14 protein-coding genes are annotated in these 12,615 nt (G+C 64.9%); 10 read left to right on the top strand and 4 right to left on the bottom strand.

What is annotated here, in order from left to right; genetic code table 11:
* Positions 1–297 precede the first annotated feature (297 nt).
* A complete protein-coding gene (locus tag AC0L15_RS19385; RefSeq protein WP_473496779.1) occupies positions 298–636 on the bottom strand; it encodes a hypothetical protein in 339 nt (112 codons plus the stop codon).
* 278 nt (positions 637–914) lie between these two features.
* On the opposite strand from AC0L15_RS19385, the gene AC0L15_RS19390 reads away from it, so the two are divergent.
* From AC0L15_RS19390 to AC0L15_RS19430, 9 genes are all read left to right on the top strand, one after another.
* Positions 915–1,640, top strand: coding sequence for a GntR family transcriptional regulator (locus AC0L15_RS19390; RefSeq protein WP_287250382.1), 726 nt, complete (start codon positions 915–917; stop codon positions 1,638–1,640).
* A gap of 2 nt (positions 1,641–1,642) precedes the next feature.
* A complete protein-coding gene (locus tag AC0L15_RS19395) occupies positions 1,643–2,677 on the top strand; it encodes an ADP-ribosylglycohydrolase family protein (protein WP_473496782.1) in 1,035 nt (344 codons plus the stop codon).
* 38 nt (positions 2,678–2,715) lie between these two features.
* Positions 2,716–3,684: a PfkB family carbohydrate kinase gene (locus AC0L15_RS19400; protein ID WP_473496821.1), complete on the top strand. Its 969-nt coding sequence runs from the start codon at positions 2,716–2,718 to the stop codon at positions 3,682–3,684.
* 55 nt (positions 3,685–3,739) lie between these two features.
* A complete protein-coding gene (locus AC0L15_RS19405) occupies positions 3,740–4,795 on the top strand; it encodes an ABC transporter substrate-binding protein (protein ID WP_287325554.1) in 1,056 nt (351 codons plus the stop codon).
* A gap of 23 nt (positions 4,796–4,818) precedes the next feature.
* A complete protein-coding gene (locus AC0L15_RS19410; RefSeq protein ID WP_473496784.1) occupies positions 4,819–5,688 on the top strand; it encodes an ABC transporter permease in 870 nt (289 codons plus the stop codon).
* Positions 5,688–6,476, top strand: coding sequence for an ABC transporter permease (locus AC0L15_RS19415; RefSeq protein WP_023798617.1), 789 nt, complete (start codon positions 5,688–5,690; stop codon positions 6,474–6,476). The genes AC0L15_RS19410 and AC0L15_RS19415 overlap by 1 nt, the downstream gene beginning before the upstream one ends.
* Positions 6,476–7,540 (top strand): ABC transporter ATP-binding protein, encoded by a 1,065-nt coding sequence (locus tag AC0L15_RS19420; protein WP_473496786.1) that lies wholly within the window; start codon positions 6,476–6,478, stop codon positions 7,538–7,540. The genes AC0L15_RS19415 and AC0L15_RS19420 overlap by 1 nt, the downstream gene beginning before the upstream one ends.
* Before the next feature lie 68 nt (positions 7,541–7,608).
* Entirely contained in the window at positions 7,609–8,856 is a 1,248-nt protein-coding gene (locus tag AC0L15_RS19425; protein WP_473496788.1) for an aconitase X, read from the top strand.
* Positions 8,853–9,284, top strand: coding sequence for an aconitase X swivel domain-containing protein (locus tag AC0L15_RS19430; protein ID WP_473496790.1), 432 nt, complete (start codon positions 8,853–8,855; stop codon positions 9,282–9,284). The genes AC0L15_RS19425 and AC0L15_RS19430 overlap by 4 nt, the downstream gene beginning before the upstream one ends.
* Here AC0L15_RS19430 and AC0L15_RS19435 read toward each other — a convergent pair.
* The 3 genes from AC0L15_RS19435 to AC0L15_RS19445 form a co-directional block, all read right to left on the bottom strand.
* Positions 9,281–9,499 carry an SIP domain-containing protein gene (locus AC0L15_RS19435; RefSeq protein WP_473496792.1) on the bottom strand — a complete coding sequence of 73 codons (219 nt, stop codon included), beginning with the start codon at positions 9,497–9,499 and terminating at the stop codon, positions 9,281–9,283. The two genes, AC0L15_RS19430 and AC0L15_RS19435, sit on opposite strands and share 4 nt — an antisense overlap.
* Positions 9,500–9,568: 69 nt before the next feature.
* On the bottom strand, positions 9,569–10,600 hold the full coding sequence (locus AC0L15_RS19440) for a LacI family DNA-binding transcriptional regulator (RefSeq protein WP_287307680.1): 1,032 nt from the start codon (positions 10,598–10,600) through the stop codon (positions 9,569–9,571).
* Between the two features lie 49 nt (positions 10,601–10,649).
* Positions 10,650–10,859 carry a hypothetical protein gene (locus AC0L15_RS19445; protein ID WP_473496794.1) on the bottom strand — a complete coding sequence of 70 codons (210 nt, stop codon included), beginning with the start codon at positions 10,857–10,859 and terminating at the stop codon, positions 10,650–10,652.
* Between the two features lie 125 nt (positions 10,860–10,984).
* On the opposite strand from AC0L15_RS19445, the gene AC0L15_RS19450 reads away from it, so the two are divergent.
* Complete coding sequence (locus AC0L15_RS19450; protein WP_473496796.1) at positions 10,985–12,598, top strand: extracellular solute-binding protein; 1,614 nt, start codon at positions 10,985–10,987, stop codon at positions 12,596–12,598.
* Positions 12,599–12,615: the final 17 nt, after the last annotated feature.

Genomic DNA, 12,615 nt, shown 5'->3' on the forward strand with positions numbered 1-12,615 from the left:
GGCCCGAAGCGTTATGTGCGAAACCTTTGATGGCAGAGCGAGGCGCCCCCCTCTGTCCTGCCGGACATCTCCCCCACTTGGGGGGAGATTGGCTGTCATCACTGATTTCGCCAATCACAAAAGTCGCAAGAAGAGTGCCGTCGTCGAAGCTGCCAATCTCCCCCCTCGTGGGGGAGATGTCCGGCAGGACAGAGGGGGGCGCCTCGCTCTGCCATCAAAGGTTTCGCACATAACGCTTCGGCCGCGGGACGAAGCACTGTCCCGCGGCCGAAGCGCTGGTCCCGAAATCGATCTCGGCTACATGCCGCAGTGCCTGTCGTTGACGGTCGGTGAAACCGTGCCGGGAGCCTTGTGCGTGGCATCAGGCATCGCGCCCTGCGGGCCTGGCGGGCAGTTCCGGTCGGCATTGGAATTCGTGCCGTCGGGGCCCGCAATGATGCTACCGGTAATCCCGGTATCGACAGCATCCGGCTCGGCCAGGTTCGGATCGGTTGGGGCCGGGTCGATGACGACGCTCCTGCCGCTGCCGGGAGCCATGCCAGCCTCTGTGTCGGCTGGGTCGGCTGTGCTCTGGGCCATCGCAGAAGTGGCCAGACCAGCGGCGAGCACGGACGCCGCGAGTAACTTCATAAGCATGGTTTGCCTCCATTTGTCTCCATTTTTTCGGTCGTCGCCGCATCGCGACTATAGAAAAAACCGCTCGGGCGCGGTGAAGGTTCCCATAAAATTCCAGCCTGCGACGAACCGTCGTGATCAGCAGGGCCCGTCGTGATCGGGAGGGGCCGTCGCGACCAGCAGGGGCAATCTTGCCCGGGATGCCGGGAACCCAAAAGCGTGCCGGCCGCGAGCCGTTGACATGACTTGCCTATCGCGTTATTGAACAGGATTATACAGGTTTACTGAACAGGTATTCCATGGCGCGTCGCACGACCCTGTCGTCTCCCGGAACCGGCAAGCCCGAACGGATCGCCACCGTCCTCGAGCACGAGATTCGCTCCGGCGTGCTCGGCTTCGGCGACCGCCTGCAGAGCGAGAACGAGCTTGTCCAGCGCTTCTCCGTCAGCCGCAACACCATCCGCAAGGGTCTCGAGGAACTGTCGAGCCGCGGGCTGATCACCACCAAGGTCGGCATCGGCTCGTTCGTCACCTTCGACGGCATGCCGGTCGACGACGCCGTCGGCTGGTCGCGGGCACTGGCCAATGCCGGCGCCAATGCCGAGACGCGCACGCTCAGGCTCGAAGTCATGCAGGATGCCGAGCTCGCCGCCACACTCGGCGTCGAAAGCCCGTTCTTCATCGCCGTCGACCGGGTGCGCTCAAACGCCGATGACGGCCACGCCATCTCGATCGAGCGCAGCCGCCTGCCGCTGTCGCCCGAACTGGAGGACGTGCCGCTGCGCGGCCTGCGCGAGGGCTCGCTGCACCAGACGCTGCGCGCGGCGGGGCTTGTCCCCGATCACGGCGAGGAGTGGGTCGATATCGAGATGCTGAGCGCCGAGGACGCGGCCATTCTCGACTGCGCGCCGGACGCGCCGTTCCTGCGCACGCGGCGCCTGACGCGCGCCGCCGACGGCCGCGCCATCGAATATGTCACCAGCCTGCTCAATCCGGCGCATTTCGCGCTTCACCTGGAGTTCTGAGCATGGAGATGGCCGCGGCGATCGACCGGGCGATGGGTGCGCTTGTCGGCGGGGCGCTGGGCGATGCGCTCGGCATGCCGACGCAGCTTTTGTCGCCGGCCCGCATCGTCGAGCTCTACGGTCCTGTCGAGGGTTTCGTCGCGCCCGCCGCCGACCATCCGGTGTCGAAGGGCCTGTCCGCCGGCACTGTCACCGACGACACCGAACAGGCGCTGCTGCTCGGCCGCATCCTGGTCGCTTCAGGCGATGGCTTCGACCACACGCGCTGGGTCAAGGCGCTGCTCGACTGGGAGCGCGAGGTCAAGGCGCGCGGCAGCTACGATCTGCTCGGACCTTCGACCAAGCGCGCCATCGACGCCATCAATGACGGCGTGCCGGCCGAGGAGGCGGGGCGCAGCGGCGACACCAATGGCGCGGCGATGCGCATCGCGCCGGTCGGCATCATGATGCCGCTGGAGCCGCTCGGCGCGCTGGTCGCCAAGGTGGCGGAAACCTGCCGGGCGACGCACAACACCTCGATCGCCATTGCCGCGGCGGCTGCCGTTGCCGCCGCCGTCAGCTGTGGCGTTGCCGGCGGCGACTGGCGCGCCGCCTCGGATCGCGCGGTCGTGGCGGCCAGGCAGGGCGCAGAACGCGGTCACTGGACCAGCGGCGGCGATATCGCCGCGCGGATCGACTGGGCGAGGGGCCTGGTTCGCGGCAAGGCCGTCACCGACGGCATCCGGCTGATCGTCGACCTGGTCGGCACCGGCGTCGCCAGCCAGGAATCGGTTCCGGCGGCCTTCGCGGTGCTGGAAATCGCCGGCGGCGATCCCTGGCAGGCGGCCGTCATCAGCGCCAATCTCGGCGGCGACACCGACACGATCGGCGCCATCGCCGCCGGCATGGCAGGCGCCTGCGCCGGCTTTTGCCGATTGCCAAGGGAATACATCGCCCGGCTCAGAGGCCTCGACATGGCGCAGGTGCACGCGCTCGCCGCCGACCTGGTCGCGGCGCGGATGGCGAAAAGCAGCGCGGCCAAGGATGCAGCGGCATGAGCGGAGCTCAGCCTGACATGAGCGGAGCTCAGCCTGACATGAGCCGGCGTCTCGTCCATATCGGCAGCGCGGTGGTCGACTATGTCTACCGCATCGACGCCTTGCCGGCGCCCGGCACCGAAAAGACCGCATCGAGCTTTGCCCAGGTCGCCGGCGGCGGCTTCAACATGATGGTTGCGGCCAGTCGCACCGGCATGAAGGTCGTCTTCGGCGGCCAGCTCGGCAGCGGACCGAATGGCGATTTCCTGCGTGCCGCTTTTGCCGCCGAAGGCATCGCAACGCTGACGCACCCATCGCCTTTGATGGACAGCGGCAATTGCGTCGCCATGATCAGCGGCGACGCCGAGCGCACCTTCGTGTCATGGCCTGGCGCCGAGAGCGTGCTCAGCCTCGGCATGTTGGCGGCCGTCCGGGTTGCGCCGGGGGATTGGGTGTTCGCCTCCGGCTATACGCTGAGCTATGTCGGGAGCCGCGACGCGCTGGCCGACTGGATCCAGGCGCTGCCGGCGGAAATTCCCTTCGTCTTCGATCCGACGCCGGTCGTCTCGGACATTCCGCGCGCCATTCTCGACCGGGTGCTGGCGCGCACGAACTGGCTGAGCTGCAACACAACGGAAGCGGCCGAGATCGCCGGCCGCGGCGATGTCGAGGCCGTTGCCGCCCGGCTTCTTTCCAATCACTGCCCGACCGCCGAGGCGGTCATCATCCGCGCCGGGGCGGAAGGCTGCTTCGTGCGACTGGCTGACGGCACCGCGCAGGCCGTGGCCGGTTTCAAGGTCGCCGCCGTCGATACCAACGGCGCCGGCGACACCCATATCGGCGTTTTCGTCAGCGCGCTGTCGCGCGGCGTGCCGCCCTTCGAAGCGGCAAGTTACGCCAATGCGGCGGCGGCGCTCTCGGTCACCCGCCATGGCGGATCGTCGGCGCCGACCGACGAGGAGATCCAGACATTCCTCAGCCATGACGATCGATCCGTGCACGGCCGGAAGCAAAAGGCCCATTTATGACAGCCTAAATGACGTAACAAGCCCGCCAACCGGGCAAACAATGAGAGGAACGAACATGCGCATGCCCAAACTGACTGCTTTTCTGACGGCAACCGCCGTCTTCGCTTCCGCACTGGTCGCCAGCGCCGACGAGGTGCATGTGCTCAACTGGAAGGGCTATGGCGCCGACGAGCCCTGGGCCATCGCCGCCTTCGAGAAGGCGACCGGCAACAAGGTCGTCAACGACTTCTTCAATTCCGAACAGGAAATGCTGACCAAGCTGAGGACCAATCCCGGCCTCTACGACGTTGTCATGATCAACGCCGCCTTCAACGACCAGGCGACGGCGGAAAAGCTGATCCAGCCGATCGATGTCTCGAAGATCCCCAACTATGCCGACATCAGCTCGGACAAGGCAGGCTCGCCGATGCTTGTCCGCGACGGCAAGGTCTATGGCGTGCCGTGGGTGTGGGGCTTGACCGCGCTCGCCATCAACGAGAAAGCCTTCGAGACGCCGCCGACCAGCATCGCCGAGATGTGGAACGAGGCGCATAAGGGCCGCGTCACCATTCGCGACGATGCCGTCGAAGCGGTCCAGTTCGGTGCCATCGCCACCGGCCAGAACATCAACGACATCAAGGATATGGAGGCGGTCAAGGCGAAGCTGACCTCGCTGATGCCGCAGATCAAGACGTTCTGGAGCTCGGAAAACGACTGGAACCAGATGGTCGCCTCCAACCAGATCGACATCGGCACCTATTGGAGCGGCTCCGCCGACCGCGCCAAGACGCATTTCAAGCTGCCGGTGTCGCTGGTCATCCCCGGGGAAGGCGCCGTCGCCTGGCTCGACGCCTTCTCCATCCCGGTCGGTGCCAAGAACGTCGCCGGCGCTGAGGCCTTCATCAACTACATGACCGACCCGAAATTCTACGTCGAATGGGTCACCAAGGTCGGCGCGCCGGTGTCGGCCAACGCCAAGGCGGTCGCCGCCCTTCCCGAAGACGCCTTCAACCGCAAGGTGATGGGCGACCCCGATGTCGCCAAGCGCATCCAGTTCCAGGCGCCGATCAGCGACGCGCAGCGCGAGGCTTATCTGGCGCTGTGGCAGGAGCTGAAGGTCAATGTGAAGTAACGCAAGCTTTTCGGGAGGAGCATATGGCAGGACAGGTCGCAACCGGTTCGAGGAGCGGATTGCGATCGGCTTTGCCGCTGCTTGTGCCGGCCTATCTCTGGCTGACGGTGGCGATCTTCTTGCCGCTGTCGGCCATGGTGTTCTTCTCCTTCATGACCGAACTGCCGCTGTCGGGAAAGGCGTGGTCGTTCACGCTGGACAATTATGCCACCTTCTTCTCGCAAGGCCTCTACCGGACGCTGCTGCTGGCCTCGCTCAGGCTCGGGCTCGAGGTGACGCTGTGGTGCGTCGTCATCGGCTATCCCGCGGCCTATGTGCTGGCCAAGGTGCTTAGGGGACGCAGCCGCGAGGCGATCTTCCTGCTCGTCATCCTGCCGTTCTGGTCGAACGGCCTGGTGCGCATCTTCTCCTGGGCGATGGTGCTGCGCGAAGGCGGCATTCTCGATACCGCGCTCAATGCCGTGCTGCCGTTCAAGATCAACATCGACCTGATGTATTCCTATCCGGCCGTCATCATCGGCCTGGTCCACTCCTACGTGCCCTACATAGTGCTGACCTGTTACCTGACGCTGCAGGCCATCGACGATTCGCTGATCGAGGCAGGGCGCTCGCTCGGCGCCTCGCGGCTGCAAATGCTGAAACGGGTGATCATTCCGCTGTCGATGCCGGGGCTGGTCGCCGGTGCGGCGCTGATCTTCGTTCCCGTCGTCGGCTCCTTCATGGAACCGCGTATTCTCGGTGGCCGCACCGGCACTTTCTACGGCACGGTCATCGAGGACCAGTTCGTCGCCGTGTTCAACTGGCCGCTGGGTGCGGCGCTGTCCTTTATCCTGCTGGCCGTCGTGCTGGTCATCCTGGCATTGGCGTCGCCGGTGTTGAAGAGGGCCGCGTGATGGCGACGACGCGTATCCTGGAATGGTGTGGGCGCCTCTACATCTGGCTGCTGCTCGCCTTTCTCTACCTCCCGATCATCATCATGGCGCTGATGTCGTTCAACGTCTCGCCCTTCTACCAGTTGCCGTTCGAATGGACGACCGAGTGGTACGCGTCGTTGTGGCAGAACGACCAACTGATCTCGGCCACCTGGAACAGCGTGGAGATCGCCATCATCACCACCATCATCTCCACGGTGCTCGGCTCGGCGGCATCGCTGGCGCTCTATCGCCATGAATTTCGCGGCAAGAAAGTCCTGCAAGCGCTGCTGTTTCCACCGATCGCCATTCCGTGGCTGATCACCGGCACGGCGATGCTGATCTTCTTCTTCGGCGTCGGCATCGGCCGTGGGCTGTTCGCGATCCTGCTCGGCCATGTGGCGCTGGCGCTGCCCTATGTCATCGTCGTCGTCTCAGCCCGGCTGCAGACCTTTGCGCCGGAGCTGGAAGAGGCGGCGCGATCGCTCGGCGCCAACCAGTGGCAGGTGACTTCGCGGGTCACGCTGCCCTGGATCATGCCGGGCGTCATCGCCGGCGGGCTGTTCGCCTTCGCCGTGTCGTTCGACCAGTTCGTGGTCTCGTACTTCCTGTCGACGCCGGGCCAGACGACCTTGCCGGTCGAGATCTACGCCGCGATCCGCAAGGGTTTCACGCCGGAGATCAATGCCGTCTCGACGATCATCATCGTCGTCTCGATGGCGCTGATGCTGCTCACGGCAAAATTCTTCAAATTCGGCGGAGAGAAATAATGGCCGGCGTGCAGGTAGCGAATTTGTCGCGCAGTTTTGGCGCGCACAAGGCGCTGGACGATGTCTCGATCGATTTCGCCGACGGCGGTTTCTACGCGCTGCTCGGGCCGTCGGGCAGCGGCAAGACCACGCTCCTGCGCCAGATCGCCGGCTTCGATTTCCCCGACTCCGGCCGCATCGCCATCGGCGGCGAGAGCGTCGAGCGGGTGCCGGTCGAGAAGCGGCGCATCGGCATGGTGTTCCAGAACTATGCGCTGTTTCCCAATATGAGCGTCGCCGACAATGTCGGCTTCGGCCTGTCGGTGCGCGGGCAAGCCAAGCCAACGATAGCCAGCGAGGTGCAGCGCGCGCTCGACCTGGTGCAGCTCGGCAAGCTCGGCGCCCGCCGCCCGCACCAGCTGTCGGGCGGCCAGCGCCAGCGCGTCGCGCTGGCCCGCGCCATCGTCACCAAGCCGCGCGTGCTTTTGCTCGACGAGCCGCTCGGCGCGCTCGACAAGGCGCTGCGCGTCGACATGCAGATCGAGCTGAAGCGCATCCAGCGCGAGATCGGCATCACCACCATCTTCGTCACCCACGACCAGGAAGAAGCGCTGACGATGAGCGACCGCATCGGCATCCTGCGTGACGGCAGGCTTGTGCAGGAGGGGCCGCCCGAGGAGATCTACGACAGGCCGAAGAGCGAGTTCGCCGCCACCTTCCTCGGCGACGCCAATATTTTTTGCGGCGAGACCACCGGCGCCGGCATCCGGCTGCCGGACGGCACGGCGATTGCCGCTGCGGCAGGCGCGACGCTTGCCGCCGGCGCCAAGGCCAGCTGCGCGGTGCGGCCCGAACGCATCCGCATCGCCACCGATTCAGGGACATCCGATCCGAACGCCAATATGCTCCGCGGCCAGGTATCCAAGCGCATCTTCGCCGGCAACAACAGCACCTATTTCGTCGATCGCGACGGGCAAACGCTCAAGGTCATCGTGCAGAACACCGGCGTTGAAAGATTGGCGGAGGGGCAAAAAGTGGTGCTGCGCTGGTCGCCGGAGAGCACGGTGCTGATCGCTGCCGGCTAGTAAAAGCTGGCGATCCGTCCCACCTGTCCCGCTGTCTGTCGAGCAAAATGGGGCGCCGGAGCATGCCGATGACGCTTGAACTCAGTGCGGGCGACCAGTCGATGCTCGACGGCGAGCACGACCGGGCCGTGGCCGCAGCGATGAAGATACTGGTCGCCTTTTCCAACGCCGTCGGCGCGCGCAAATTGTTGGACATTGCCGGGGCGCATATCGACGGCTGCCTCTATCACGGCCAGGCCAGCCTCGATTTCGTCGAAAGGCTGGTCGAGGGCGGCGGCCGCGTTCGGGTGCCGACGACACTCAATGTCGGTTCTTTCGACCTCATCCATCCCGGGCTGGTGAAGATGCCGCCGGCGCAAGAAGTGCCGGCGCGGCGGCTGATGAAGGCGCATCTAAAACTCGGCTGCCAGGCGACCTTCACCTGCGCGCCCTATCAGACGCGGTTCCGGCCGGGCTTTGGCGAGCAGATCGCCTGGGGCGAGTCCAACGCCATCGTCTTTGCCAATTCGGTGATCGGCGCGCGGACCAACCGCTATGGCGATTTCATCGATCTGTGCTGCGCGATGACCGGGCGCGCGCCGGCCTGGGGACTGCATCTCAGCGAAAACCGGCGCGGCCAAATCCTGTTCGAGCTGACCGGTTCTTTCGAACCTGCCGATGCCCTGTTCGTCGGCGTCGGGCTGGTAATCGGGCAAGCGAGCGGCGACCGCATTCCGGTCATATCGGGCCTGCCGCAGCCGCGCGACGAGGATCAGTTGAAGGCGCTTGGCGCGGCGGCGGCAACGACGGGTGCGGTGGCGCTGTTTCATGCGGTCGGCATCACGCCGGAAGCAAGGACGCTCGACGAGGCATTTCGCGGCATGGCGCCGGAGGCGACGATCCGGATCTGTCGCGCCGGCATCGACCAGGCGCTGGCAAAACTGTCGAGCGTCCCCGACGGAGCGCCGCTTGCGGCCGTATCGCTCGGCACGCCGCATTTTTCGCACGAGGAATGGATGCGCCTGTTGCCGATGCTGCGCGAGGTGGCGCCGGGCAGGGGCATCCCGATCTACGTCAACACCGGGCGCGCCACTTTCAAGAGATTGCAGGACGAGGGCGAACTGGACGATGCGCAAAAGTTCAACCTCATTCCGGTTACCGATACCTGCACTTATGTCACCTCTGTGCTCGAGCGTCTCGACGGCGTGGTGATGACCAATTCCGGCAAATTTGCGCACTATGCGCCCGGCAATATCGGCGTGACAGTGGCCTTCGGCGACCTGGCAGACTGCGTTCGCTCGGCCGCTGCCGGCCGCGTCGTGCGAGGCGCGCGATGAGCCAACAGGACAGTCGAGCCCTGAACAGAGTTGGCACGTTCCAGCATGCCGGCGAGGCGCAGGGATCGGCGCTGGTATTGTTGGATGCGCTCAGCTTCTGGGGTGGCGTCGATGCCGAAACGGGCGACATCATCGACCGATCGCACCCGGGCGGCAACGTTGCCGGCAAGATCCTGGTGATGGCATCCGGGCGGGGATCGTCGTCCTCGTCTTCGGTCCTGGCCGAGGCGATCCGCCGGGGCACGGCGCCGGCCGGCATCATCCTGCAGCGGCCCGATCCGATCCTGGCCGTCGGCGCCATCGTCGCCGAGTTCCTCTACGAAATCAGCATGCCGCTGGTCGTCTGCGACATATCGGGCATTGTCTCCGGCGACCGGATCGCGATCGGCCTCGGCGAGGGTGACCGGGCGATCGTGAGCAGGATCTAGCCGGCCATCAGTCCTGCCGCGCCGCGCCGCCAATAGGCGGCAACCAGCGTCTCGTCGCGACCGAGCCCGAGCGTGCCGCGCCAGTGTTCGCGAACGATCCTGGCGGCAGCTGCTTCCGCTGCAAACCAGCCGAAGGCCGAGCCGTTTGGCACGCAAAGGCGATCCGCGGTCGTCCTCGTCCCCGAAGACAACAGCCCGCACGGCATCCAGCTCATGATTACCTGATCGCCGGAGCACCACAGGCCGCACTTGCTGGCGCGGCCAACTTGTTTCGAGCGGAAGGTTCAGATCTCCGGGATGCTCTCCCTGAAGATCACCTGCAGCCTCGGCTGGTGCAGTTCGTAGGGCAATCCCCTGATCGCATGGGTCAAGGTGTTGAGTGCTTCGCGGGCCTCGACGCGCGGGTTCTGGTCGATCACTGCATCGAGCGTGCCGTCGAGCAAAAGCTCCTTGGTGCCTTCCGTCACCTCGTGGCCGAGAAACACGGTCGACAGCGCGCGGCCTCGCTCCTTGAGCGCGCGGGCGATGCCGGTGTTGCCGGCGCCGACATTGTAGATCGCGGCCAGGTCCGGATGCCGGTCCAGCAGGGCGGAGGCTTCCGCATAGGCCTTTTCCCGGTCGTCGAGCATCTCGCGCATCTCGACGATCTGCAGATTGGGCGATTCTTCCGTCAATATGTGGCGGAACCCCATCTCGCGTTCCTCATGGCCGCGATAGGAGAGCGAGCCGGCGAACAGCGCGACCTTGCCCGGACGACCGGCGCCCATGAAGCGGTTGAGCAGATAGCCGGCGAGCCGGCCGGCGGCGCGGTTGTCGATGCCGATATAGGCGACCCTCGGCACATGCAGGATATCGGACGCTATGGTGACGACCTTGACGCCGCTGGCCGACAGCGAGCGGATCGCTTCGCGGACCGTCGGGTGATCGAGCGCGATGACGCCGACGCCCTGCGTCTGACCGCGCAATTCCTGCAGTAGGCGGGCCAGCCGGTCGGGATTGAAGCCTTCGATCGTGGCGACGCGAACATCGAGGTCTGGCCGCGATTGCGCCTGCGCCTCGATATGCCGGTGCAGCATCTTGATGAAGGAATTGGTGCCGGCGGGCAGGGCGAAGTCGAGCCGTATGACATCGCCGGGCGGTGCGTGGCGCGGGGTCGGGCTGTTCGAATTTTCAGCGATGTAGCCCAGTCGCTGCGCCGTCTCCAGCACGACCTCGCGGGTGCGCGCCCTGACCCCGGCGCGGTTGTTGAGCACACGATCGACCGTCGCGGCTGAAACGCCGGCTTCCCGGGCTATGTCTGTCAGGGTGGACCGCACAGTCGATCACCTCACTGCTTGCGCGCTATCGCGCATCAAAATCGCGCGTTCAATGGTTCGAATGCCGGATGACGGCTTCATGCCATCCGCGATTCTGATGGGAAATGATGTATCCGGCCTTAGCCGATGCGCAAGCCGGCGCGCTACACCAAATCGTCGAGCCGGGCCGAAAAGGATCGGCGCGGCGCACGATGCCCTCAAATTCAGGCCCCTCAAATTCAAGCAGCGATTGCGGTGTGATGATCTGGGTCGACTGCATTTTCCCTCATTTTGCTATGTTGTGAGTTGTTTTGAGTATTTATGATGTTGACAGCCTTCCCATACTGCCGTCAATATCCATCATAAGGGCCGTGGAGGAACAAGGCCCCCGAGGGAGGAGTTCCAATGTCTGATATGATCCGCATGTCGCGGCGCCGTCTGCTGGCGTCCGGTGGAAAGGCGGCCGTGCTTGTTGCCGCCGCAGGTATCGCGCCGAAATTCATCCGCCCCAGCCGCGCCTATGCGGCCGATGCGCTGGCGCCGGGCATGATCGGCGGCCCGACCGGCTTCGACGGCTCGGAGCGCTATCAGTATGGTCCCGACACGCCGGAAGGCCGCGCCATCGAGGCGGCCAAGGCGATGAAGGGGGCCGGCAAGGCGCCGGCCAAGATCGTGCTTGGCCTGTCCGACGGCTCGATCGGCCAGCTGACGCAGCCATTTCCCGCCGGCGCGCCTTCGATCAAGGATCTGTGGGAGAAAGAAACCGGCATTCCGCTCGAGATCGTCGGCGTGCCGAACGGCCAGGAATTCACCAAAACGATGCAGGACATCTCCACCAAGGGTGGGGCCTATGACATCTACGCGGTGGAATGGAACCGTCTCGGCGACCTCGCCGAAACCGGCGGCATCCTGAAGCTTGACGACTTCGTCGCCCAGTACAAGCCGGAATGGGACGACCCCGAGCGCGGCTATGTCGACGGCGCCAAGGGCGTCTCGCTGCTCAACCAGTATCGCGGCTCGACCTATGGCGTGTCGCTGGACGGCGATTTCCAGACTTGGGTCTATCGCACCGATCTGTTCGGCGACGCGGCCGAGAAGAAAGCCTTCTCCGACAAGCATGGCTATGAACTGGCGCCGCCGAAGACCTGGAAGCAGCATGACGAGATCGCCGCCTTCTTCCATCGCCCGGACAAGGGCCTGTTCGGTTCGACCGATCTGCGCAACCAGGGCTGGGGCTACACCAACTGGTATCAGCGTTATGTTTCAATGGCTTCGCCCAATCAGTTCCTGTTCGACGATACCGGCAAGCCGCTGATCAATTCGCAGCAAGGCATTGCCGCTGTTAACGAGTACATCGCCTCGCTGGCCCACCATTCGCCGGATGCGATCTCTTGGGGCTGGCCGGAGCAGTACGGAAATTTTGCCAAGGGCGGCGCCGCCATGACCTGCGCCTTCTCCAACTTGCCGAAATTTTTGGACAATGCCGGCAACAAGGATTCAGCCGTCACCGGCAAGATCGGCTCGATGCTGCCGCCCGGCCGCGAGATCGACGGCAAGCTGATCAGCCGCTCGGTGCTGTGGCTCAATCTGTCGGCCTCGGTCTCTTCGCAGGCCAAGAATCCGGAGGCCTGCTACCTGTTCCTGCAGTGGCTGGGATCGAGCCGCATCTATGCTTGGATGACCGCCAATCCGGGTGGCTATTTCGATCCCTTTCGGCTGTCGGATTTCTCCGATCCGCTGGTCCGCCAGACCTATCACGCCTACCACATGGATGTGGTGCGCGAGACGGTCGCCCGCACCGTGCCGACCATCAACTATCCCGGCGCCACCGCCTTCCACAACGCGCTGGACGAGAACCTCGTCGCCGCGCTGACCAAGGCCAAGAACGCCGAGCAGGCGATGGCCGACACCGAGGTCGAATGGAAGAAGATCGCCCGCCGCACCGGCGAGGAGAAGCTTCTCGAAGCCATCAAGACCAACAAGGAGGCCTGGCCCACCGTTCTCGATCCGGTCAGCTGATCCTCCTCCCAGGATCC

The organism is Mesorhizobium sp. WSM4846 (assembly GCF_055811415.1).

What these genes read in the sequence shown, in the direction of transcription:
- AC0L15_RS19385 (WP_473496779.1), bottom strand. Translation starts at nt 636, where the DNA reads ATGCTTATGAAGTTACTCGCGGCGTCCGTGCTCGCCGCTGGTCTGGCC.
- AC0L15_RS19420 (WP_473496786.1), top strand. Translation starts at nt 6,476, where the DNA reads ATGGCCGGCGTGCAGGTAGCGAATTTGTCGCGCAGTTTTGGCGCGCAC.
- AC0L15_RS19395 (WP_473496782.1), top strand. Translation starts at nt 1,643, where the DNA reads ATGGAGATGGCCGCGGCGATCGACCGGGCGATGGGTGCGCTTGTCGGC.
- AC0L15_RS19405 (WP_287325554.1), top strand. Translation starts at nt 3,740, where the DNA reads ATGCGCATGCCCAAACTGACTGCTTTTCTGACGGCAACCGCCGTCTTC.
- AC0L15_RS19400 (WP_473496821.1), top strand. Translation starts at nt 2,716, where the DNA reads ATGAGCCGGCGTCTCGTCCATATCGGCAGCGCGGTGGTCGACTATGTC.
- AC0L15_RS19445 (WP_473496794.1), bottom strand. Translation starts at nt 10,859, where the DNA reads ATGCAGTCGACCCAGATCATCACACCGCAATCGCTGCTTGAATTTGAG.
- AC0L15_RS19435 (WP_473496792.1), bottom strand. Translation starts at nt 9,499, where the DNA reads ATGAGCTGGATGCCGTGCGGGCTGTTGTCTTCGGGGACGAGGACGACC.
- AC0L15_RS19415 (WP_023798617.1), top strand. Translation starts at nt 5,688, where the DNA reads ATGGCGACGACGCGTATCCTGGAATGGTGTGGGCGCCTCTACATCTGG.
- AC0L15_RS19430 (WP_473496790.1), top strand. Translation starts at nt 8,853, where the DNA reads ATGAGCCAACAGGACAGTCGAGCCCTGAACAGAGTTGGCACGTTCCAG.
- AC0L15_RS19410 (WP_473496784.1), top strand. Translation starts at nt 4,819, where the DNA reads ATGGCAGGACAGGTCGCAACCGGTTCGAGGAGCGGATTGCGATCGGCT.
- AC0L15_RS19450 (WP_473496796.1), top strand. Translation starts at nt 10,985, where the DNA reads ATGTCTGATATGATCCGCATGTCGCGGCGCCGTCTGCTGGCGTCCGGT.
- AC0L15_RS19425 (WP_473496788.1), top strand. Translation starts at nt 7,609, where the DNA reads ATGACGCTTGAACTCAGTGCGGGCGACCAGTCGATGCTCGACGGCGAG.
- AC0L15_RS19390 (WP_287250382.1), top strand. Translation starts at nt 915, where the DNA reads ATGGCGCGTCGCACGACCCTGTCGTCTCCCGGAACCGGCAAGCCCGAA.